A 21867-nucleotide genomic window follows, 5' to 3' on the forward strand; every position below is an offset into this window, starting at 1 on the left:
GGTCATCGGCCGGGACGGGCGCGAGCACACCCGTCCCGGCCGGGCCCTCACCCGGATGGGGGCGTCAGCCGGCCGGGACGGTGACCGGGAAGGACAGCGTGCCCGGCTGGAAGTCGACCGTGGCGCCGTCGGGGTAGGTGAAGACCCCGCCGAAGGTGATCGTGCCCGCGGTGAAGTCGGCCGGGACGTCGAAGGCGGTGGCCACCAGCGCCGGGTCGTCCACGATGTCCTGGGCGGGCACCACCGTGCCGTCGGGCAGGGTCAGCGAGAAGTACTGCGGCGGGCCCTCGCCGGCGCTGAAGGTGTCGGCGACCAGGTCGGTGTCGATCACCAGGAACGCCCGGTCGGGCGCCGAGGGCCGGGCCGTGACGTTGGTGCCGGCGAACCAGCTCAGCGAGGCGCTCTGCACGGTCACCGTGAACGTGAACGGCGTGGTCACCCGGCCCGGCGCGCTGATCACGCCGGGGATCTGCTGCGGGCCGACCGGGTCGGCGGTGCGGTTGCTCCGGGTGGTCACCTGCAGGTTGTCCGCACCGGGGGTGCCGTCGACCAGCGACAGCGTCTGGGTGTTCTCGCCGTCCACGACGACGAGCCGGACGTCGGCGTCCTCGGGGGCCGACAGCAGGCCCTGGACGGAGGCGCCCGGGGTGACCAGCGAGGGGTCGACGGGCACCTCGTCGCGGCCGTCGACGGTGTAGGACAGCAGCGGGGCGTCGTCGGCGTAGCCCTCGCCGCGCTCGAGGGTGTACTCGAAGACCCGGAAGACCTCGCCGTCGGCGGGCCGACGGGCGTCGTCGCCGGTGTCCACCCGGTCGGCCGTGCCCAGGCCGGTGACCGTCACCCGGGCGGATGCGCCCGACAGCGTCGCCGGGCCGTCGGGCGCCTCGAGCTGCACGTCGTCGAACGGGCCGTCGGCGGTGAAGCCGGGGTCGGCCGCGCGCGGCTCGGGGGCGGTGAGGTCCCCGGCGCCGTCGGGTGGGGTGCGGCCGTCGGGCCGGGTGAGCAGCTCGCGGTCGGCCAGCGGCTGCGGCTCGGGGTCGGCGGGCTCGGTCGCGACGTCGAAGGTGACGTCACCGCCGCCGCCGGACGGGGTGAGCGGGAACTCCAGGTAGGTGGCCGAGGGGTCGCCGTCGACGAAGAGCACCGGCCCGCAGACCAGGTCGTCCTGGACGTCGGAGGTGTCGGCCGACAGGAACCGGTACCAGCAGCCGGTGTCGTCGCCGCTGGCCCCGCCGCGGTCGGCGACGTAGGCGTCCAGCGCCGCCTCGCCGTCGTCGATGGCCCGCTGGGGCTCGGCGACGGCGCGGCCGGCGTAGCTGAGGTCGTCACCGCGCAGGAGGAGGAACAGGCCGCCGCCGACCAGCAGCAGGACCAGCAGCGCCGCGCCGCCGACCAGCAGCGGGGTGCGCCGGCTGCGCGGCGCCGGCCGGGGTGCCCACGGGGCAGGGCCCTGGGCGGGGTTCCACGCGCCCTGCGGGAGAGCGGGCGGGGGGCCCGCGGGGACGGCGCCGAACTGCTGCGTCGGCTCCCGGCCGTCCCAGCCCGGCTGGTGCGGCGGGGGACCCTGCTGCCAGCCGCCGGGCGCACCACCGGGCGCACCGCCGGGGCCACCACCGGGGTTCCCCCAGGTCTGCCAGCCACCGTCGCCGCGCTCGGTCACACGCCCCTCCTCCTGGCCGGGCGGGTGCCGGGGACCCGCTCCGTGCAGGTCGGAACGCTATCGGACCCGCAACGGCACCGTCCGGTTCGCGCAGGCCGGGGGGTGGAAACCGCGCTTGCGCTCCCCGGATGGGGTGACCCCGGCCACCTCGACGACAGGTCGAGGTGCGGGGGGAGGGGGGGTCTGTGAAGATCGCGGAGTTCGGTCCCTCGTGGTCCGTGGGCGCTCCGGGGGGCGTGCCGGTCACGGAGATGCCTCATGAAGCGGGGCGGCCGTCGTCCCTGCCTCGCCGGCGCACCCCGCGAGGTGCCCCGCTGCCAGGAGGTGTCGCTCGCCCGTGCCCGAGGACCTCGCCCCGACCCTGCGCGCCCGCACCGCCGGGCGCCGCCGCTCCCGGCTGCACGCCGTCCCGCCCGTCGCGACGACCCCGTCGGTGGCGGCCGACCCGGGCCGGCGGCTGCGGATCGCGCTGATCGCCTCCAGCCGCTACCCGATCGCCGAGCCCTTCGCCGGTGGTCTGGAGTCGCACGTCTGGCAGCTGACCCGGTCGCTGACCGCGCGCGGGCACGACGTCACCCTCTTCGCCGCCCCCGGCTCGGACCCCCACCTGTCGGTGGAGCGGCTGCCGGTCCGGCCGCTGCGGATCAGCGCCACCGCCCGGGCCGACGTGAGCATGGCCCCCGACGTGTTCCTCGAGGACCACCACGCCTACCTCGCGCTGATGCTGGACCTCACCGGCCACCGGGCGCTGGACTTCGACATCGTGCACAACCACGCCACGCACTACCTGCCGCTGGCCATGGCGCCCGCCCTGCAGGTGCCGATGGTGTCGACCCTGCACTGCCCGCCCACGCCGTGGCTGGAGTCCGCGCTGCAGAGCGCCGGCCCCACCCCGGCGCACCTGGTCGCGGTCAGCGGGCACACCGCCGCCGCGTGGCAGGGCAGCCCGGCCGTCGGCCAGCGCGTCGGCGTCGTGCCCAACGGGGTGGACCTGGACCGCTGGGTCGCCGGCCCCGGCGGCGGCCCGCTGATCTGGTCGGGCCGCATCGTGCCGGAGAAGGGCACCCACCTGGCCGTGCAGGCGGCGCTGGCCGCCGGCCGCGAGCTGCAGATCGCCGGCCCGGTGGTCGACCGCGGCTACTTCGACCGCACCATCGCGCCCTTCCTCGGCCGCGGGGTCACCCACCTGGGCCACCTGGACCACCCCGAGCTCGCCGCCGCGGTCGGCCGGGCCTCGGTGGCGCTGGTGACCCCGTGCTGGGACGAGCCCTACGGCCTGGTCGTCGCCGAGGCGCTGGCCTGCGGCACCCCCGTCGTGGCCTTCGCCCGCGGCGGCATCCCCGAGATCCTCACCCCGCAGTGCGGCCGGCTGGTGCCGGCCGGGGACGTCGCGGCGCTGGCGGCGGCCATCCCGGAGGCCGAGCAGCTCTCGCGGGCGGCGGCCCGGGAGCGGGCGCGCGCACACTGCTCGGTGGACACGATGGTCGACCGGTACGAGCAGCTCTACGGCTCGCTGGTCAGCGCGGCGGTGGCCACCGCGTGAGCAGGAGGGGGACCCGGTGATCGGCTGGTACGTGCACCACCAGGGGCGCGGGCACCTGCACCGCGCAGCTGCGGTCGCCGCGCAGCTGGGCACCCCGGTGGTGGGCCTGTCGTCGCTGCCGTCCCCGGGCGAGCCGTTCGCCGACTGGGTGCCCCTCGCCGACGACGCCGGCCACCCCGTCGAGGAGGTCACCGCCGGCGGCGCGCTGCACTGGGCCCCGCGCGGGCACGACGGCATGCGCCAGCGGATGGCGCGGCTGGCCGCCTGGGTCGAGCAGGCCCGGCCCGCGGCGGTCGTCGTCGACGTGTCCGTGGAGGTCAGCGTCTTCCTGCGGCTCATGGGCGTGCCGGTCGTGGTCACCGCCATGCCCGGGGACCGCACCGACGCCCCGCACACCACCGGCTACACCGTCGCCGAGCGGGTGCTCGCCTTCTGGCCGCAGGACGTGCTCGACCCGCCGTGGCTGTCCCGGCTGGGCGACCGGGTGGTGCACGTGGGCGCGGTGTCCCGCTTCGACGGCCGCGAGCCCGCCGAGCCGGCCCCCGGCACCGCGGTGCTGCTGGCCGGCGGGGGCGGCAGCGCGGTCACCACCGAGGACGTCGCCGGCCTGCGTGCGGTCACCCCGGGGCTGGACTGGACCGTGCTGGGCGGCCCCGGCGACTGGTCGGCCGACCCGTGGCCGGTGCTGTCCTCGGCCGAGGTGGTGGTGACCCACGCCGGGCAGAACGCGCTCGCCGAGGTGGCCGCGGCCCGCCGTCCGGCCGTGGTGGTCGCCCAGGAGCGCCCCTTCCGCGAGCAGCACCGCACCACCGACGCGCTGCACCGCTCGGGCATCGCCGTCGGCCTGCCCCGGTGGCCGGACACCGCGGCCTGGCCGCGGCTGCTGGAGCAGGCCCGGGCACTGGGCGGCGACGGGTGGGCCCGCTGGTCCCCCGGGGACGCCGCCCGGCGCGCGGCGCGGGAGATCGAGGCGGTGGCGCGCACGTGAGGACGGCGGTCGTCACCGTCGTGCACGGCCGGCACGACCACCTCGCCCGGCAGCTGGCCGGCTTGGCCCGGCAGACCCGTCCCGCCGACGACCACGTGGTCGTCGCGATGGGCGACGCCGGCGTGCGCGCCGTGGTGGGGGACCGGGCGCGGGTCGTCGACCTCCCCGCCGGGCCGCGACTGCCGCTGGCCGCCGCCCGCAACGCCGGCGCCGCCGCTGCGCTCGCCGCGGGCGCCGGCCACCTGGTCTTCCTCGACGTCGACTGCATCCCCGCCCCGGAGCTGGTGGCCCGGTACTCAGCCGTCGCCCAGGACGGCGTGCTCGACTCGGGACCCGTGAGCTACCTGCCGCCGGCCGCCGACTACGACCTGGACGACCTGGCCTCCCTCGCCGACCCGCACCCCGCCCGGCCCGTCCCGGCCGACGGCGAGGTGCTGGCCGCCGAGGACCACCGGCTGTTCTGGTCGCTGTCCTTCGCGCTGACCGCGGCGACCTGGACCCGCCTCGGCGGGTTCTGCGAGGCCTACGCCGGCTACGGCGGCGAGGACACCGACTTCGCCGAGACCGCGCACGCCGCCGGCGTCGGGCTGCGCTGGGTCGGCGGTGCCGCGGCGTTCCACCAGCACCACCCGGTGTCCCGGCCCCCCGTCGAGCACCTGGACGACGTGCTGGTCAACGGTCGCGTCTTCGCCGACCGCTGGGGCTGGTGGCCGATGCAGGGCTGGCTGGAGGCCTTCGCCGAGCGCGGCCTGGTGCGGCGCTCGGGCGAGGACTGGGTGGCCGCGTGATCCGCGTCGCGACCGTCCCGTACGCCCACCCGTACCTCGACGCCGTGCTGCCCGCCGGCGTGGTGCGGGTCGGCCCGCCGCCCCCGCCGGAGGACCCGTGGGCACCCAGCCCGTGGCTGGACCCGGCGTACCTGACCGCGCACGCCGACGAGGTCGACGTGGTGCACCTGCACTTCGGCTTCGACCACATGACCCCCGACGAGGTGCTGGCCTGGACCGAGGCGGTGCGCCGCAGCGGGGTCGCGCTGGTGGTGACCGTGCACGACCTGCGCAACCCGCACCACTCCACCCGCGAGCGGCACGACCGGCACCTGGCCGCCCTGCTGGGCGCGGCCGAGGTGGTGCTCACCCTCACCGAGGGCGCCGCCGACGAGATCGCCGAACGGTTCTCCCGGTCCTGCATCGTGGTGGCGCACCCGGGTCTGGTGACCCCGCTGCCCGACGTGGGGCGGGAGCCGCGGCTGGTCGGGGTGCACCTGAAGTCGCTGCGCACCAACCTGCTCGACCCGCTGGACGTCGTCCGCTCGGCGGCGTCGGGTGCGGTGTCCGGGGGCGGGCGGCTGCGGGTGGACGTGCACGACGACGTCGACCTCGACGCCCGGGTGCCCGGTCTGCGCGAGGGCGCGGAGGCCGGGGAGTACGAGCTGGTCGTGCACCCGCGCTTCGACGACCGGGAGCTGACCGCCTACCTGCAGACGCTGACGGTGTCGGTGCTGCCGCACCGGTTCGGCACGCACTCCGGGTGGCTGGAGGCCTGCCGGGACGTCGGCACCCGGGTGGTGGCCCCCACCTGCGGCCACTACGCCGACCAGTGGGACGACGTCGTCCTCTACGGCAACGACGAGGTGCGCGGCCTGGACGCCGGGTCGCTGACCGCCGCCGTGCTCGTCGCCGTCACCCGGCCCTGGCCGGCGCGGGCGGACGCGGCCTGGCGGGCCGAGCAGAAGGCCCAGCTGCGGCAGGTGCACGACCACGTCTACGGCCGGGTGGCGGCCGACCGCGCACGCGCGTGAGGGTCGGCCACCTGGTCGTCGGCCCGCCGGAGCACGGGGTGACCCGGTACGCGCGCGAGCTCGCCGAGGCCGCCGGCGACGCCGCCGACCCCGACGTCGTGCACGTGCACTACACCGACCGGCTGTTCGGACCCACCGCCGAGGAGTCCGCCACCGCCTTCGCCGCCCGGGTCGCCGAGCTCGGCCGGCCGGTGGTGGTGACCCTGCACGACGTGCCGCCGGACGACGGCTCGGTGCTGCAGCAGCGGCGCGCCCGGGCGTACGCGGCGGTGGTCGACGCCGCGGCGGCGGTGGTCGTCAACAGCGACCACGAGGCGACCCGGCTGGCCCGGTTCTCCCCGGTCCGGCCGGCGGTGGTGCCGCTGCCGGTGCAGCCGCTGCCGCCCGGGCCGGTGCCGCCTCCGGACGGCCAGGTCGTGGTGCTGGGCTTCCTGTACCCGGGCAAGGGCCACGAGGAGGCGCTGCGGGCGCTGCCGCCGGGCACCGGGCTCACCGCGCTGGGCCGGCCGTCGGACGGCCACGCCGACCTGGTGGACCAGCTGTCGGCGCTGGGGCCGCTGACCGTGACCGGCTACGTGCCCGACGAGGAGCTGCCCGCCCGGCTGCGCGCGGCGTCGGTGCCGCTGGCCCCGCACCGGCACGTGTCGGCGTCGGGCTCGATCGGCTCGTGGCTGGCCGCCGGCCGACGTCCGCTGGTGCCCGACGTGGCCTACACGCGGGAGGTCGAGGCCCGCTCGCCGGGGACGCTGTGGCTCTACGACGAGCTGGGCCCCGCGCTCGCGCACGCCCTGGCGGAGCCGTCGCTGACCTGGCTGGCTCCCGGGACGCCGGTCGGCCCGTCGTGGGTGGCGACGGTGGCGGCGTACCGGGCGGTGTGGGCCGGGGTGTCGACGGCGTGCTGAGCCCGCCCGTCGTCCGGGGGAACGACTGGTCGGTGCTGGCCGACGCCCGCCCCGCGGAGCCGCCCACGGTGAGCGTGGTGGTGCCGTACTACCGGGCGCAGGCGCAGCTGGACCTGGTGCTGGCCGGCCTGGCCGCGCAGACGCACCCGGCCACCCGGCTGCAGGTGGTGGTGGCCGACGACGGCTCGCCGGAGCCGCCGGGGGTGGGTCCCGGCGTGGTGGTGGTGCGGCAGGAGGACCGGGGGTTCCGGGCCGCCGCCGCCCGCAACCTCGGCGCCGGGGCCGCCGAGGGCGACGTGCTGCTGTTCGTCGACGGGGACACGGTGCCCGAGCCGGGCTACGTCGAGGAGCTGGCCGCGCTGCCCGCGCTGCTGCCCGACGCGCTGGTCACCGGCCGGCGGCGGCACGCGGACCTGACCGGCTGGACGCCGGAGCGGCTGCGGGCGTGGTTCGCCGGCCGGACGGCGCCGGAGGAGCTGACCGAACCGGCCTGGCTGCGGCAGGCAGGGTCGCTGCTGGACGCCGACGACCGGTCCTACCGGTTCGTGATCAGCGCGGTGATGGGGACGTCGCGGGCGCTGTTCCGCGAGGTCGGCGGGTTCGACGAGACCTTCGACGGCTACGGCGGCGAGGACTGGGAGCTGGCGCACCGGTTGTTCACCGCCGGTGCCGTGCTGGCGCACCGCGAGCGGGCGGTGGCCTGGCATGACGGCCCGGACTGGGGCCTGCGGGGGGACGACCCGGTGGCGGCGCGGAGGGAGAAGAACGCCGAGACCCGGTCGCTGGCCCGGCTGCTCCCCGACCCCGCGGCGCGCGGGGTGGGCGGCTGGTGGCGGTACCCCGACGTCGTGGCCCGGCTGTCGCCCGGGTCGGACGTCGACGCGACCGTGCTGGGCGTGCGGTCGCTGCTCGCGGCGGGGCTGGACCTGCAGGTGTGGGGAGTCGACCCGGACCTGCTGGACGGCGACCCACGGGTGCACGCGGGGGAGCCGCCGGCCGCGGTGCTGGCCCGGTGCCGGACCCAGGTCGCGCTGTCCGGCCCGCTGCGCTGGGCACCGGGTGGCCTGGCCGGGCTCGTCGAGCGGGTGCGCCCCGGCGGGGTCGGCCGGCTGACGGGGTCGGTCGACGGGGTGCAGGTGGAGGTGGCGGCGACCCGGGCGCTGCGCCGGTGCGCCCGGTGGGGTGTCGACATGTCGACCCTGTTCGGGGAGGCGGTGGTCGACGTCCCCGCCGAGCCGCTCGGCCAGCACCCCGACCTGGCGCACTGGCTGCCCCGGCTGTGACCGCGCCGGGTTGACCTGCGCTGCGCTGCCCTCGATGGTGTCCGCGTGACCCAGTCCGACCGGGTGGTGCCCGCGGTGAGGCCTCCGGCGCGACGCGTGCTGGGCGCCGCGGCGGTGTGGGGTGCCGTGCTGGGCGGCGTCCTCGGTGTGCTGACCGCCGACCTCGCGCCGGCGGCGGACCTCTTCTACGGAACCCTGCTCGGCGCGCCCCTGGGAGCCTGCGCCGGCGTGCTCTGCGGGGCCGCAGGTCTCGCGGCGGCGGCCCTGGCCCGGTCGGGGAAGGCGCCGCCGCAGGCCGAACGGGCGTCGTTCGTGGTGGTCAGCTGCGGCAGCGGTCTGCTGGTCTGCTGGCTCGCCCTCGCGGGCGCGCCGTGGTCGTGGGCATCCGCGACGCCGTGGGTCGTCATCGCGGGCCTGGTGGGCGCCGGCGTGCTGGGGGACCGCGTCCTCGCCCACCGGGTGGCCGGGGACGTACCGGATCGTCGGGGCCCGGCCGCGCCACCCCGGTCCTGGCGGCGCGACGGGCGCCTGGGCCGGACGTGGTGGGGCCATGGCCGACTCGGGCTCAGCTGCAGGTCGGCGCCCCGGCCGGGTAGCCGGTGATGATCTCGGTGCCGTCGGCGCGGGTGGTGCGCCATCGGCGTCCGTCTGGGTCCCACCGCACCGAGTAGCCGTGGTGCACCTTCGTGTGGTGCCGTTCGCAGAGCAGGGCGGTGTTCTCGACGCTGGTCTCGCCGTGGTCGGCGATCCACTCGTCCACGTGGTGGGCATCGCACCACCAGCTGGGGGCGGTGCACCCGGCGAAGACGCACCCGCCGTCGCGGGCCTCGGCGGCCCGGCGGATGTGCGGCGGGACCAGCCGCTGGGACCGGCCGATGTTCAGCGGCATGCCGTCGGGGCCGAGGAGCACCCGGGTGATGACCGAGTCGCAGGCGACCCGCCGGGCGGTCGTGTTGGAGACCTGCTGGCCGGAGCCCAGGCGCGCGGAGCCCGCGACCTCGTCGGTGTCGAGCAGGTCCTCGGCGGCGATCGTGACCGCGACGTGCGCCCGGTTGCCGCGCAGCACCGGCGTGGTCGCGGCGGCCAGGGCGTTGTCGCAGAGCTGCACCAGGGCGTCGGCCATCTGCTGGGCGTGGCTGCGGTCGTCGTCCTTGGTCCGGCCGGCCTGCTGGTAGGCGGTGAGCGCGGTCAGCACCTTCTCGAACCCGACCGCGTCCCAGCGCCCGTGCGCCGACCCGCCCGAGCCGTCGGTGTCGCGGCTCAGGTGCAGCTCGCGCCGGCGGGTGGGGTCGGGCTCCGGGCCGTCGGGGTCGATCCAGTCCAGGGTGCGCTTGACCACCGCCGGGAGGGCCTCGGGCTGCGGACCGGTGGCGCAGGCGGTGAGGGTGGCGTCCAGCCCGTCGTCCCCGTGCACGTCGACGCCGAGGTCGGCCGCTGCCGCCAGCCGGGCGGGGGTGGCCACGCGGGCCACGACGGCGGTCTGGTCGGGGGTGGTGCGGCCAGCGGACGCCGCGGCGTCCCACTGCGGGAGCTGCTCGAGCGTGCGGCCGGCGCGGACCAGCCGGGACGCGGTCGCCGGGCTCACGCCCAGGTGCCCGGGCATCCAGGACCGCAGCGACTTCTGGCCGTCGAACTCGGCGGCCTGTGCGTTCTCCGCGGCCCGGACGGCGTGGGCCAGCGCCGTGTCGACGACGTTGGCCAGCTGCTGCAGCCCGCGCACCCGGGCCAGCAACGCCGGCGCGACCACGCCGGCACCGCCGGGGGGCGTCACCGCCTCGACCACCTCCCGAGCGGCAGCGAGCACGGCTGCGACGTCGTCGGGGACGGTCATCGACACCTGCCTGGCCGCGTCCCTGTCGGCGGCCCGCGCAGCCCGGTCGGCCGCGGCGGCGGCCGCACGCGCGGGGTCGGCGGCCCGCTCCGCTGCCCGGGTGGCTGCGACCTCGGTGTCGAGTTCCGCCCAGGCCGCCGCCACCGCGGAAGGACGGGACGCGGAGAACATCCCGGAGTCGGGAAAGGGGTCGAACGGCGCGCCGTCGGTCAGCTCTCCCACCGTCGCCCACCCCCTCCGCCTATTCGATCAGGTGTTCGAATTCTACCTCCCCGGAGTCGACGCGACAACACCAAACAGCAGGTCGAATTAGGTTTTCGCTGAGAGCCCAGGAGCGACACACGGCCGCCCGGGCGCCAGCGGGGGAGTGGTCAGCCGTCCTGGCCTGGCCGGGCCGCGCTCCAGCGCAGGTCGTCCCGGGGGGCGGGTGGCGCGCCGGGGACGCCGGCCCGGGTGCGCATCCAGGCGTGGAGGCGGTCGAGCACCCGCTGCGCGCGGTCCTCGTCGGCCCGGAGCTCGGCGAGCTGCGGGAAGCCGTCGTCCGTGGGCACCCCCTCCGCAGCCGCGGCAGTGGCGAGCGCCTGCACCCACCCGGGCCCGAACGCGGACTCGGCGCCGTCGGTCACGACGGCGTGGGCGGCGTCGACCTGGGCGCCCGACTCGAGCAGCAGCTCGACCTCGACCCAGGCCAGGAGGGTGTACAGCGACGGCCCCGGCCAGCGGTTCGCTGCTCCGTCCACGGGGGGCTCCACGCCGGCAGGGTGGCACGGCTGCGCACCGGGCGCCGGGTCCGATGAGGAACGGCCCGGACGGCGGTCCTCACCGGTGGACGTCCACCACGAGAACGAGGTCACCGTGAAGCTGCTGCTCACCTCCGGCGGGATCACCAACCCGACGATCCACGAGGCCCTGGTCGACCTGCTCGGCAAGCCCGTCGAGCAGGCGAGCGCGCTGTGCATCCCGACCGCGCAGTGGGGCCACCCGGTGTGCGGTCCGGCGTCGGCGCGGGCCTTCGTCGCGGGGCAGCCACCCTCGGGCTCGATGACCGGGCTCGGCTGGGCATCGCTGGGCCTCCTGGAGCTCACCGCCCTGCCCACCGTCGACCGGGACCGCTGGGTCGGCTGGGTCCGGGAGGCCGACGCGCTGCTGGTCGACGGCGGCGACGCGACCTACCTGCACCACTGGCTGCGCGCCTCCGGCCTGGCCGACCTGCTGCCCGAGCTCACCGACACCGTCTGGGTCGGTGTCAGCGCCGGCAGCATGGTGCTGACCCCGCGCATCGGCGACCTGTTCGTCGAGTGGTCCGGTGCCCCCGACGACCGGACCCTCGGCCTCGTGGACTTCTCGCTCTTCCCGCACCTGGACGCGTTCCCGACCAACACCGTGGCCGCCGCCGAGGAGTGGGCCGCGGACATCGGCGGCCCGGCGTACGCGATCGACGAGCAGACGGCGCTGCGGGTGGTCGACGGCCGGGTCGACGTCGTCTCCGAGGGCCGGTGGCGCCGCTTCCCCAGCGGTCAGGACGCCGGGGACGTCAGGTCGTAGACGGTCTCCCCGTCCACCGTCTGCGCGGTGAAGGTCGCGGCCACCCACTGCCCGATCCGGCTGGCCGGCCCACCGCCCCCGCGCCCGGTGCCGTCCCCGATGAACCAGTGCACGTCGCCGGCCGCGACCCAGGCCTGGAACTGCGCCAGCGTCGGGCTCGGGTCGCGGCCGCTGAAGCCGCCGATGGCCATCACCGGGTCCCCGGTCGCCAGCTGGTACAGCGCGGCGGTCTGCGACCCGATCGTGGCGGCGACCCACCGGTAGGACCCGGCGCCGGGCTCCAGGAGCGCGACGACGTCCGCCGACGCGGTCCGGTCCCCGCCCGCGCCGGCCGGTCGGTCACCACGGCCCGTCGTCGCCTGCCCGCCGGGGAACTGGCCGTCGTCCGAGCCGCTGGGGACGCCACCCGGGGAGCCGCTCGACGGCCGGGTGCCGCCGCCGCGGGGACCGGCGAAGGCCGACGTCCCACCGGCCACGGTCGGCCCGGCCGTCGGCATCGACCCGGTGTGCGACGTCGCGACGGTCTGCACCGCGTACGCCGTCGGCCCCGCGAGGACGGCGACCACCGCCACCGCCGCGGCGAGCCGGCGCAGCCTGCCGATCACCAACCCGACCGCCGCGGCCAGGCCCAGCACGAGCACCGCCCAGCGCAGCCACGGCAGGAAGTCCGCCGACCGCCCGAGCAGCACCCACGCCCACACCGCGGTCACCGCGGCCGTGGCCGCGAGGACCACCCGCGCCCCGCGCTGCCACGCCAGCCCGGCCCCGATGCCGACCAGCGCGGCGACCGCGGGCGCCATCGCCACGGTGTAGTAGCCGTGGAACGTCCCGCTCATCAGGCTGAGCACCAGCGCGGTCACCACCAGCCAGCTGCCCCACACGAGCAGGCCGGCGCGCACCTGGTCGGTGCGCGGGCGGCGGGCCGTCCAGACCAGCCCGGCGACCAGCGCGATGATCGCCGCCGGCAGCAGCCACGCCACCTGGCCCCCGAGGTCGGCGCCGAACATCCGCAGCAGCCCCGGGTCCCCCGAGCGCGGACCGGCGCCGCTCCCGTCGAGCCGGTCCAGCCCGTTGTAGCCCAGCGCCAGCTCCAGCACCGAGTCGTCGGTCGAGCCGCCGACGTAGGGCCGGGAGCCCGCCGGCCACAGCTGCACGACCGCCACCCACCAGCCGCCGGCCACCAGCAGCGCGGCGCCCGCGGCGAGCAGGTGACCCAGCCGCCGCCGCACCGGCCCGGGCGCGACCACCAGGTACACCAGGGCGAAGCCGGGCAGCACCAGGAAGGCCTGCAGCATCTTGGCCAGGAAGGCCGTCCCGACCAGCGCGCCGGCCAGCACCACCCAGCGCAGCGCCCACGGGCTGCCCAGTGCCCGCACCAGCGCGTACCCCGCCGCGGTGAGCAGCAGCACGAGCAGCGCGTCGGGGTTGTCGAACCGGAACATCAGGACGGCGACCGGGGTCAGCGCCATGGCCGCCCCCGCCAGCAGCGCCGGTCCGGCCCGGCCGACCGTCCGGCGCACCGCGGCCACCACCAGCGCCACGGTGGCCACGCCCATCAGCGCCTGCGGCACGAGCAGCGACCACGAGCTCAGCCCGAACAGCCGCACCGACAGGCCCATGACCCACAGAGACGCCGGGGTCTTGTCCACGGTGATGGAGTTCCCGGCGTCCAGCGAGCCGAAGAAGAACGCCTTCCAGCTCTGCGACCCGGCCTGCGCGGCCGCGGCGTAGAACTCGTTGCCGTACCCGTTGGCCGACAGCCCCCAGAGGTGGAGGACGGCGGTGGCCGCGAGCAGCGCGGCCAGGGCGGGCCGCGCCCACCGCGGCCGCGCCGGTCCGGGGGTGCCGGCGGGGGCGGCCGGTGCGTCCAGCAGCGAGGTCACCGGCACACGGTGCGCCCACGACCTGCACAGCGGCCGGGGAGGACCCCCGTGATGGCTGTGCGGCCGTCCGGACCGGGTGCACCAGGTCGCGCCGGGCGTGCTGAGCACCCATCGTGTGGGCCACCCACCGACCCGGAGGACGACGTGCCAGCAGCCAGGCAACCCGAGGACGCGGCCGACCTGAGGTCCTGGCGGCGCACGGGTCTGGTGGTCGGGTACGCGGCTCTGCTCTGCTTCACGGCCGCGGTCGTCGTCCGGGTCGCCGTCGGCCGCAGCACCGCGACCACGGTGCTGGCTGTGGGCGCAGTCCTGACGGCGATCGTGTCCGCGATCTACCTGCAACGCGTCGCGTCCGATCCCGGGATGGCGGGCCTGCCGACCACGGCCCGGCTCCGGCGGCTGGGGTCGCTGGCGAGCACGTCCTACGTCGTCGCGCTGCTGGTCAACGCATTCGTCCCCGACGGGGGCGGGCCGTGGGCGCTGCTGCCGGCGGTGCCGGGCAGCGTCGCCGTCGTCGCCGGGGTCGCCGCCCTGGTGCTGGCCACCAGGACCCGGGTCCCCGGCTGACGACCTGCGGGGTCAGCTGCCGGGCGGCCGCTCGTCGCGCACGTGGAAGCGGTGCCACAGGCCCGACAGCTGCAGCGGGCGGGCCACGACGGTGCTGCCCACCAGCAGCTCCAGCTCTGCGCCGCGGCCCTCGAGCATGCGGTGCAGCTGGACGACGGTGGACAGGCCGGCGGAGTTGAGGAACGTGACGCCGTGCAGGTCCAGCAGCACCCGTGACGGCGGGTCGGCACCCAGCAGCAGGTCGGTGACCTCGCGGATGACCGGGCGCCGGGCCTCGGCGGTGAACTCGCCGGTGACCGTGAGGCGGGCGCCGTCCGGGCCGGTCCGGTCCACCCGCACCTCCGGGGCGTCGGGGGCGGACTCGGCGGGGGCGGGCGGCGGATCACCAGGACTCGTCACGCCGCGCCCCTACCCGGCGACGACGCAGGTCACGCCTCGGCGTGCCGGGAAGTGATCACCGGGCGTCGTCGACCAGCGACGCGTCGGCCTCCAGCTCCGGGTCGAGGTCGGCCGTCACCACCGTCGCGTGCGGCAACCGGATGGTGAACGCCGTCCGGCCGGGGCCGCCGGCGACGGCCACCGTGCCGTGGTGGGCGGTCACCACGGCGTCCACGATGGCCAGCCCCAGCCCCGTGGAGCCGGCCTGCCGCGAGCGGGAGGAGTCGCCGCGGGCGAACCGCTCGAACACGTGCGCCTGCAGCTGCGGCGGGATGCCCGGGCCGTCGTCGACGACCTCCACCACCGCCCAGCCGTCCTCGGTGCGCAACCGCGCGGTGGCGGTGGTGCCGGCCGGGGTGTGCGTGCGGACGTTGGCCAGCAGGTTCGCCAGCACCTGGTGCAGCCGGGCGCCGTCCCCGGGCACCACCACGCCATGGTCGGGCAGGTCGACCCGCCAGCGGTGGTCCGGGCCGGCGACGTGGGCGTCGGAGACGGCGTCGACCAGCAGCGCGGCCAGGTCCACCTCGTCGACCGACAGGTCGCGGCCGGCGTCCAGCCGGGCCAGCAGCAGCAGGTCCTCCACCAGCCCCGACATCCGCACCGCCTCGGACTCCACCCGGCGCAGCGCGTGGCCCACCTCGGGCTGGACGTCGGCGTGCTGGCGGCGGACCAGCTCGGCGTAGCCGCGGATGGAGGCCAGCGGCGTGCGGAGCTCGTGGCTGGCGTCGGCGACGAACTGCCGGACCTGGGTCTCCGACGCCTGCCGGGCGGCCAGCGAGCCCTCGACGTGGTCGAGCATCGTGTTCAGCGCGGCCCCGACCTGGCCGACCTCGGTGCGCCTGTCGGTGTCGGCCGGCGGCACCCGCTCGGCCAGCTGCACCTCACCGGTGGACAGCTCCAGCTGCGAGACCCGGGTCGCGGTGGCCGCGACCCGGTCCAGCGGCCGCAGCTGCCGCCGGATGGTCAGCCCCGCGGCCAGCGCGGCGAGCAGGACGGCGACCACCCCGGCGACCAGCTCGACCAGCACCAGCCGGGTCAGTGCCTTGCTGACCCCCTCCAGGGGCAGACCGGTGACGACGACGGCGCCGTCGTTGACCGTCTCGGCGACCACCCGGTACTCGCCCAGCCCCTCGCCGAGGTCGACCGTCTCGGGCCGCGTGTCGGCGGTGAGCCCGGCCAGCAGCGCCTTCTGCGCCGTGGACAGCCCGGTGTAGTCACCGGCCCGGTCCACGAGGACGGCGTTGGTCACCTGCCCGCCCTCGACGTAGGCCACGACGGTGCCCTCGCCCTGCCCCGGGCCGCCGAGCTCCTCGGGGCCCTGCACGGGTGGCTGACCACTGGCCGGCGCGCCACCGGGGGGCTGGTCGTCGTAGTCGTAGACCTGGCGCAGCGCACGCTCCCCGGCCCCGCCGAGCCCCTCGTCGACCTGCTGCACCAGCTGGTGCCGCAGGGTGAGGGTCGAGGCCAGGCACACCACGCCCAGGACCAGCACGGTCGGGACGAGGAAGGCCACCAGCAGCCGAGCCCGCAGCGAGAGCCGCCGGCGGGCGGGTCGGGCTGCGGGCTCGGTGCGGGCGGTCATGCGTCCTGTCAGACGGCGGGCTTGATCACGTAGCCGGCGCCCCGCAGCGTGTGGATCATCGGGGTGCGGCCGGCGTCGATCTTGCGGCGCAGGTAGGAGATGTAGAGCTCGACGATGTTGCCCTGGCCGCCGAAGTCGTACTGCCAGACGCGGTCGAGGATCTGGGCCTTGGACAGCACCCGCTTCGGGTTGCGCATCAGGTAGCGCAGCAGCTCGAACTCGGTGGCGGTCAGCCGGATGTCGTCGCCGCCGCGGGTGACCTCGTGCGACTCCTCGTCCAGGGTCAGGTCGCCCACGACCAGCAGGCCGTCGTCGGTGACCGCGCGGGAGGTGCGGCGCAGCAGGCCGCGCAGCCGGGCGGCGACCTCCTCCAGGGAGAAGGGCTTGGTGACGTAGTCGTCGCCACCGGCGGTGAGACCGGCGATGCGATCCTCGACGGCGTCCTTGGCGGTGAGGAAGACGACCGGCACGAGCGGGGAGTCCGCGCGCAGCCGGCGCAGCACCTCCAGGCCGTCCATGTCGGGGAGCATGACATCCAGGACCACCGCGTCGGGGCGGAACTCCCGCGCGGCGCGCACGGCCTCGGCGCCGTCGGCGGCGGTCTTGACGTCCCAGCCCTCGTAGCGGAGGGCCAGGGAGAGCAGCTCGCAGATCGAGCGCTCGTCGTCGACGACGAGCACCCGCAGGGCGCTGCCGTCCGGGCGGGTGAGCTGGGCCCGGGAGGCATTGGCGGTCCCGGCGGGGCGAGAGTCGATCGCGGTCATGGCGCTCACTGTGGGGTCCTTCCCTGCGCGCTTCCTGTGAACCTTCCAGGAAGTGGCTGTCGGGCATCGGTGCGCTCCAGCAGGAGGGCCCGCGCCGGGCAGGCCGCGACGGCGCGGCGGGCCGGCCGGTGCAGCTCGCGGGGCAGCTCCCCGGCGGCCAGTAGCGGGTAGCCCCACTCGTCCAGCGCGACCGCCTCGGGCAGCAGCTCGGCGCAGGCGCCGTGGCCGGTGCAGGCGATCGGGTCCACCCGTAGCCGCTCGCTCACCGGGCACCGCCCGGCACGGGCAGGAACGCGGGCACCCCGGGGACGGCGGTGCACCGGCCGGCGGCGTGCTCGGCGAGCTCGGGGGTGAAGACCCGCAGCGCGCTGGCCACCAGCCGCACGCTGCCGTCGGGGTGCGTGCACGCCCCGCGTCCGACCACCAGGCCGGCCCAGCGCTCCAGGTCGGCCAGCAGGCCCGGGGGCCGCGGTCCGGGCCGGGCCAGCAGCTCCAGGGCGGCCGCGATGCGGGGCAGGCCGTTCAGGCACGGCCCGCACTGGCCGGCCGACTGCGCCGCCAGGTAGCCCACCACGGCGGCCGTCTCGCGCAGGCCGCACCGGTCGGCGGGCAGCGCGGCCAGGACGCCGGCGCCGAGCGAGGCGCCGACCGAGGCCAGACCGGACCGCTCCAGCGTGAGGTCGGCCGCGACCGCGGTCGGCAGCCAGCTGCCGTGGTACCCGCCGACCAGCAGGGCGCGGGTGCCCGGGTCCAGGGGCAGCACGTTGACCAGCCGGGCACCCAGCGGCACCTCCGCGACGTCCACCCGCCCGGCGGTGTGCCGGGTGACCAGGGTGTGCCCGGCCGCGGCGTCCCCGCGGGCCAGCAGGGCCAGCCGGGCGAGGGTCTCCACGTTCTGCACGAGCGTGGGGCGGCCCTGCACGCCGCGGTGCCGCACCGGGGGCACCTTGCCGCGGGGGAGCGGCGGACCCCCGTCGACGGCGGACACCAGCGCGCTCTCCTCGCCGGCCAGGAACCGGTCGGGCAGCCCGACCAGCCGCACCCGGCCGCGGTCCCCGCGCTCGGCCAGCGCCCGGTCCAGCCCGCCCAGCTGCGGGTGCCCGGCGGCGAGGACGACGGTGTCGGCGCCGACCGCGCGGGCGGCCAGCTGCAGGCCGTCGAGCACCAGGTGCGGTGAGCGGGCCAGCAGGGTGGCGTCCTTGGCCGAGGCCGGTTCGCCCTCGCCGCCGTTGCCGACGACGACGGCCGGCACCCGGGCGGCCCGCGCGGCCTCGGCGACCGCCTGCAGCTTGCGGGCGGTGGGGAACCCGGCGCCGCCGCGGCCGGTCAGCTCCCCGGCGACGGCGGCCGGGTCCCCGTCGTGCGGCAGCGGGCCGTGGGTGGCCAGGTGCGCGGCCAGCGACGGGTCGCCGGTCCCGAGCAGGCCGCGGGTGAGGGGTGGGGCGCTCATGGGGGTCACCTGTTCCGGAAGGCCGGGACGCGCCCGGCGGGGAGGGTGGAGCGGGTCCGCGCCAGCGCGGCGGGGGCGCGGTCGAGGGCGGGCCGGGCACGCAGCCGCCCGCCCAGGGCGACGGCGGAGGCGACCGCGACGGCCACCGCGCAGCCCACCGCGCCGGCCAGGACCCACCCCGAGCCGAGGTCGGTGCCGGCGCCCAGGCCGTGCACGAAGGCCAGCGGCCACAGCGCGTAGGACGTCCAGTGCACCCCGCGCCAGACCCGCACGGGCAGCCGGCCGCGCAGCAGGCTGGTCACCACGACCAGGGCGGTCAGGTCGACGGCCAGGGTGCCCAGCCCGACCCAGAAGGTCTCGTACCCGGCGACGAAGGGGACGACGGTGTCCAGCCAGCCGATGCTGACGTAGCCGTCGACGACCGCGCTGGCCACGTGCACGACCAGCAGCACCGCCGAGACCAGGGAGACGTTGCGGTGCAGCCCGACCGCGCCGAAGCGGGGCAGGCCGGGCAGCCGCACCTGCCGCTGCACCAGCACGCCGAGCACGATCGTCAGCGTCATCAGCAGCAGGGAGACCAGGCCGGTCGCGCGGTTGAGGTACCAGAGGAAGGCCCCGTCGGACAGCACGCTCACGCCGGCCACCCCCCGGTGGTGACGACGTCCCCGTGCTCGGTGACCAGCCGGGCCGGCAGGCCGAGCTCCCGCAACCACGGCAGGGCGGCGTGCCCGCGGACGACGGCGGCGGTGCTCACCGTGTTGGCGTCGGTGCAGCTGCCGGCCGCCACGCTCACGGTGCGCCAGACCGGGCGGGCGGGCTGTCCGGTGCGGGGGTCGACCAGGTGGTGCACCTCGACCCCGCCGCGCCGCCAGCGCCGGGCGCGGGTGCCGGAGGTGGCCAGCCCGCCGTCCACGACGGAGACGACGGCGGAGCCGGTCGGCGCGGGTGCGTCCGGGTCGCCGGTGACGTCCTCCACCCGGATCCGCCAGCCGCCCTCCGGTGCGGGGCCCGCGACCGCGACGTCGCCGCCGATCGAGACCAGGGCGCCGGCGCCGGTGCGCGCGGTGACCGCGGCCGCGGCGCGGTCGGCGGTCCACGCCTTGGCGGTGGCGCCGAGGTCGAGCCGGGTGCCCCACGGGGTGCGCACCCGGTCGCCGTCCAGCTCCACGGTCCACCAGCCGGCGACCGGGGCGAGCACGGGCGGCACGGTGCCGGGGTCGACGCGGTCGCGGTCGCGGTCGTAGCCCAGGGCGAGCAGGGCGCCGCCGACGGTGGGGTCGACGTCCCCGTCGGTGAGCCGCGCGGCGCGCAGGGCGACGGCGAGTGCCTCGGCCAGCAGCGGGCCGACCGGCGTCCAGCGGCCGGAAGCCGCGTCCACGGCGGCCAGCTCGCTGTCGGGCCGGAACCGGCTGCACGCCCGGTCGACGGCGGCGAGCTCGGCCGCGACGACGGCGCGCGCCTCGTCGAGGGCGGCGGGCTCGGTGACGGCGAGGCGGACCCGGCAGGTCCAGGCGGTCCAGTCGGCGGTCGCCACCCCGTCGCGGAGGGCGGTCACGAGGAACCGCTCGAGGTGTGCGCGTGGCCGCCCGAGCCGTTGCCGACCCCGCTGGAGGGGGGCACGGGCCGGCTGCCGCCGCCCGGGCCGGTGGTCGTGCCGCCGTCGGTGGTGACCGCGCCGGACGGCGCCGCGTCCTCGGCGGCGGCCGGGTGGGCCTGGGCCACGGCGACGGTCAGCGCGCCGGTGCCGACCAGGGCGCCGCCGGCGACCGCGGCGGTGACGAGCCGCACGCGCCGGGTGCCGGTGCGGCGGGGATCGGTGGGTTCCACGGGTCCTCCTCGGGTGACGAGGAGGACGCTGCCCGGCGCGACGGTGAGGAGCCGGTGGGGATCGTGTGCGGAGTCTGTGCGACTCAAGGGGGTGGCCAGGGGCGGGGTCGAACCGCCGACCTCTCGCTTTTCAGGCGAGCGCTCGTACCGACTGAGCTACCTGGCCCCAGCCCGACATCCATGGACATCGGTCGGCGACCCTGACGGGACTCGAACCCGCGACCTCCGCCGTGACAGGGCGGCGCGCTAACCAACTGCGCTACAGGGCCTTGCTGTGCTGCTGTGGTGCGTGCCCCCAACGGGGTTCGAACCCGTGCTACCGCCTTGAAAGGGCGGCGTCCTGGACCACTAGACGATGAGGGCTCGTGCTCGCTGGAGGCAGGGAGAACCATACATGCCCGCCGGACCCCGTCGTGACGGGGGGCCCGGCGGGTCGCCTGCAGGGGTCAGTGGGCGGTCACCGAGGACCGGTCCACGGGGTGCGCGACGGGGTCGGCGACCGGCGAGGAGCGGTACTGCTCGATGTACTCCTCGGGGTCCTTGTCGTAGGTGATGCCCTCGCCGGAGTCGTGCGCGTACCGCCAGTCCAGCCAGCGCAGCGCCAGCTCGGCGCGCAGCTCGACCGAGGCGTTGCGCCGGAAGTCCGGCAGCGCGTCGTGCTCCTCCTCGGCGAGGTGGTCGTCGTTCTCCTCGCGGGCCTTGCGCACCGCGGCCCACCACGCCTCGGTGCCCGGCTCCTCCTTGTCCGCGGCGGCGACGGCGTCGCGGATCTCGTCGTGGTCGCCGATCGCGTCGTCGGTCTCGTCGACGACGTCGCCCTCGGTGGAGTCGTCGTCGCCGGAGTCGCCGTACTTCAGCAGGTAGGGGTAGAAGACCTCCTCCTCGCAGGCGGCGTGGACGTCGAGCATCCGGGCCAGGCCCTTCCAGATCATCCCCAGCGCCCGCGGGTCGTCCCAGCAGTCGTCGAGCAGGGCGAACTGGCGCCGCATGGTGTGGTGGTCCTCGAGGACCAGGTCGCAGACGTCGAGCACGGGGAGCCTTCCGGTTCGGGGGTGTTCCGGGCGCAGCCGTCCCCGGTCGCGGCCCCGGCGAAACGCGGCCGCGCCGCTGTCCCGCCCGGGCGCCCGGGACTGCCACCCTGGGCGCATGCGCTCCGCAGCCCGCCACCTGGCCGCCGTCCCGCTGTCCGCGCTCGTGCTGCTGGCCGGCTGCGGCGGTGGCGGGACCGACGAGGCCTCCAGCACCGCGTCGGCCACGGCGGGGGCGAGCACGTCCTCCTCGGCGTCCGGCACGTCCGCGGCCCCGGCCACCAGCACCGGGCCCACGGCCGGTGCGGAGCCCGGCGCCTCCGCCGCGCCTGCCTTCCCGGCCGACACCGCCGCCGACACCGGCGAGGCCGTCGCGGGGGAGGGCCCGACGGTGGTGACCGGCATCCGCGTCCAGCAGCAGGAGGGCTACACCCGCACGGTGTTCGACCTCTCGGGGACAGCCACCCCCGGGTGGGACGTCGCCTACACCGGTACCCCCACCCAGGAGGGCAGCGGCAGCCCGCTCGAGGTGCCTCCGGGGAGCTACCTGCGCGTGTCCCTCACCGGCATCACCAACCCCTACGAGGCACCCGACGTGCAGGAGGCCACGGTCGGCTACGTGGCCACCGCGACCGACCCGGTGCAGGGCGTCTACTACGACTCGGTCTTCGAGGGGCAGGCGCTGGCCTACGTGGGGCTCACCGCCGAGCGGCCCTTCCGGGTGTTCGCGCTGAGCAACCCGACCCGCGTGGTGGTCGACGTCCAGCAGTAGCGG

At 77.0% G+C, this 21867-nt stretch carries 23 protein-coding genes and 3 tRNA genes; 10 read left to right on the top strand and 16 right to left on the bottom strand.

Annotation, left to right across the window (positions count from 1 at the left end):
* Positions 1-64: 64 nt before the first annotated feature.
* A complete protein-coding gene (locus BLT39_RS06775; protein ID WP_091060877.1) occupies positions 65-1660 on the bottom strand; it encodes a hypothetical protein in 1596 nt (531 codons plus the stop codon).
* 337 nt (positions 1661-1997) lie between these two features.
* Here BLT39_RS06775 and BLT39_RS06780 point away from each other — a divergent pair, with 337 nt between their 5' ends.
* Genes BLT39_RS06780 through BLT39_RS06805 form a run of 7 tightly spaced genes read left to right on the top strand, consistent with a single transcriptional unit; the run spans position 1998 to position 8780 of the window.
* The gene (locus tag BLT39_RS06780) at positions 1998-3203 is read left to right on the top strand and encodes a glycosyltransferase (RefSeq protein ID WP_207507674.1); all 1206 of its coding nucleotides are present in this window, start codon (positions 1998-2000) and stop codon (positions 3201-3203) included.
* Positions 3204-3219: 16 nt separating this feature from the next.
* The gene (locus BLT39_RS06785; protein ID WP_091060880.1) at positions 3220-4191 is read left to right on the top strand and encodes a glycosyltransferase; all 972 of its coding nucleotides are present in this window, start codon (positions 3220-3222) and stop codon (positions 4189-4191) included.
* Complete coding sequence (locus BLT39_RS06790; protein ID WP_091060883.1) at positions 4188-4979, top strand: glycosyltransferase family 2 protein; 792 nt, start codon at positions 4188-4190, stop codon at positions 4977-4979. The genes BLT39_RS06785 and BLT39_RS06790 overlap by 4 nt, the downstream gene beginning before the upstream one ends.
* Positions 4976-5992 (top strand): glycosyltransferase, encoded by a 1017-nt coding sequence (locus BLT39_RS06795; protein WP_242658214.1) that lies wholly within the window; start codon positions 4976-4978, stop codon positions 5990-5992. Before BLT39_RS06790 ends, BLT39_RS06795 begins: the two co-directional genes overlap by 4 nt.
* Positions 5989-6894, top strand: a complete 906-nt coding sequence (locus BLT39_RS22325) for a glycosyltransferase (protein ID WP_165640184.1) — start codon at positions 5989-5991, stop codon at positions 6892-6894. The genes BLT39_RS06795 and BLT39_RS22325 overlap by 4 nt, the downstream gene beginning before the upstream one ends.
* Complete coding sequence (locus BLT39_RS06800) at positions 6888-8177, top strand: glycosyltransferase (protein ID WP_165640185.1); 1290 nt, start codon at positions 6888-6890, stop codon at positions 8175-8177. The genes BLT39_RS22325 and BLT39_RS06800 overlap by 7 nt, the downstream gene beginning before the upstream one ends.
* A 45-nt stretch (positions 8178-8222) precedes the next feature.
* On the top strand, positions 8223-8780 hold the full coding sequence (locus BLT39_RS06805) for a hypothetical protein (RefSeq protein ID WP_091060892.1): 558 nt from the start codon (positions 8223-8225) through the stop codon (positions 8778-8780).
* On the opposite strand, the gene BLT39_RS06810 is transcribed toward BLT39_RS06805, so the two are convergent.
* On the bottom strand, positions 8743-10230 hold the full coding sequence (locus tag BLT39_RS06810; protein ID WP_242658215.1) for an HNH endonuclease signature motif containing protein: 1488 nt from the start codon (positions 10228-10230) through the stop codon (positions 8743-8745). The genes BLT39_RS06805 and BLT39_RS06810 overlap by 38 nt on opposite strands.
* 149 nt (positions 10231-10379) lie before the next feature.
* Positions 10380-10760: a hypothetical protein gene (locus tag BLT39_RS06815; protein ID WP_131801428.1), complete on the bottom strand. Its 381-nt coding sequence runs from the start codon at positions 10758-10760 to the stop codon at positions 10380-10382.
* A gap of 73 nt (positions 10761-10833) precedes the next feature.
* Between BLT39_RS06815 and BLT39_RS06820 the strand changes: the two genes are divergently transcribed.
* Positions 10834-11553 carry a Type 1 glutamine amidotransferase-like domain-containing protein gene (locus BLT39_RS06820; protein ID WP_207507676.1) on the top strand — a complete coding sequence of 240 codons (720 nt, stop codon included), beginning with the start codon at positions 10834-10836 and terminating at the stop codon, positions 11551-11553.
* Here BLT39_RS06820 and BLT39_RS06825 read toward each other — a convergent pair.
* The gene (locus BLT39_RS06825; RefSeq protein WP_091061796.1) at positions 11526-13436 is read right to left on the bottom strand and encodes a mannosyltransferase YkcB-related protein; all 1911 of its coding nucleotides are present in this window, start codon (positions 13434-13436) and stop codon (positions 11526-11528) included. The two genes, BLT39_RS06820 and BLT39_RS06825, sit on opposite strands and share 28 nt — an antisense overlap.
* Positions 13437-13580: 144 nt before the next feature.
* Here BLT39_RS06825 and BLT39_RS06830 point away from each other — a divergent pair, with 144 nt between their 5' ends.
* Positions 13581-14003 carry a hypothetical protein gene (locus BLT39_RS06830; protein ID WP_131801429.1) on the top strand — a complete coding sequence of 141 codons (423 nt, stop codon included), beginning with the start codon at positions 13581-13583 and terminating at the stop codon, positions 14001-14003.
* A gap of 12 nt (positions 14004-14015) precedes the next feature.
* Here BLT39_RS06830 and BLT39_RS06835 read toward each other — a convergent pair whose 3' ends face one another.
* The 12 genes from BLT39_RS06835 to BLT39_RS06890 form a co-directional block, all read right to left on the bottom strand.
* Complete coding sequence (locus tag BLT39_RS06835; protein ID WP_242658216.1) at positions 14016-14402, bottom strand: STAS domain-containing protein; 387 nt, start codon at positions 14400-14402, stop codon at positions 14016-14018.
* A 55-nt stretch (positions 14403-14457) separates the two neighbouring features.
* Entirely contained in the window at positions 14458-16023 is a 1566-nt protein-coding gene (locus BLT39_RS06840; RefSeq protein WP_091060905.1) for a sensor histidine kinase, read from the bottom strand.
* Positions 16024-16031: 8 nt separating this feature from the next.
* Complete coding sequence (locus BLT39_RS06845; protein ID WP_091061798.1) at positions 16032-16787, bottom strand: response regulator transcription factor; 756 nt, start codon at positions 16785-16787, stop codon at positions 16032-16034.
* Positions 16788-16792: 5 nt separating this feature from the next.
* On the bottom strand, positions 16793-17053 hold the full coding sequence (locus tag BLT39_RS22330) for a ferredoxin (protein WP_165640186.1): 261 nt from the start codon (positions 17051-17053) through the stop codon (positions 16793-16795).
* On the bottom strand, positions 17050-18237 hold the full coding sequence (locus BLT39_RS06855; protein WP_091060914.1) for an NADH-ubiquinone oxidoreductase-F iron-sulfur binding region domain-containing protein: 1188 nt from the start codon (positions 18235-18237) through the stop codon (positions 17050-17052). Before BLT39_RS06855 ends, BLT39_RS22330 begins: the two co-directional genes overlap by 4 nt.
* A gap of 5 nt (positions 18238-18242) precedes the next feature.
* Positions 18243-18872, bottom strand: coding sequence for a ferric reductase-like transmembrane domain-containing protein (locus tag BLT39_RS06860; RefSeq protein WP_207507678.1), 630 nt, complete (start codon positions 18870-18872; stop codon positions 18243-18245).
* On the bottom strand, positions 18869-19792 hold the full coding sequence (locus BLT39_RS06865) for an FAD:protein FMN transferase (RefSeq protein ID WP_091060918.1): 924 nt from the start codon (positions 19790-19792) through the stop codon (positions 18869-18871). The genes BLT39_RS06860 and BLT39_RS06865 overlap by 4 nt, the downstream gene beginning before the upstream one ends.
* Positions 19789-20064 (bottom strand): hypothetical protein, encoded by a 276-nt coding sequence (locus tag BLT39_RS06870; RefSeq protein WP_091060920.1) that lies wholly within the window; start codon positions 20062-20064, stop codon positions 19789-19791. The genes BLT39_RS06865 and BLT39_RS06870 overlap by 4 nt, the downstream gene beginning before the upstream one ends.
* Before the next feature lie 92 nt (positions 20065-20156).
* A tRNA-Phe gene (locus tag BLT39_RS06875) sits at positions 20157-20230 on the bottom strand.
* 29 nt (positions 20231-20259) lie between these two features.
* Positions 20260-20333, bottom strand: a tRNA-Asp gene (locus BLT39_RS06880).
* Between the two features lie 21 nt (positions 20334-20354).
* Positions 20355-20427: transfer RNA gene (locus tag BLT39_RS06885), tRNA-Glu, on the bottom strand.
* Positions 20428-20510: 83 nt separating this feature from the next.
* Positions 20511-21095 (bottom strand): hemerythrin domain-containing protein, encoded by a 585-nt coding sequence (locus BLT39_RS06890; protein WP_091060924.1) that lies wholly within the window; start codon positions 21093-21095, stop codon positions 20511-20513.
* A gap of 115 nt (positions 21096-21210) precedes the next feature.
* On the opposite strand from BLT39_RS06890, the gene BLT39_RS06895 reads away from it, so the two are divergent.
* Entirely contained in the window at positions 21211-21864 is a 654-nt protein-coding gene (locus tag BLT39_RS06895) for an AMIN-like domain-containing (lipo)protein (RefSeq protein ID WP_091060927.1), read from the top strand.
* Positions 21865-21867 lie beyond the last annotated feature (3 nt).

The organism is Klenkia brasiliensis (assembly GCF_900100695.1).
GTDB lineage: Bacteria > Actinomycetota > Actinomycetes > Mycobacteriales > Geodermatophilaceae > Klenkia > Klenkia brasiliensis.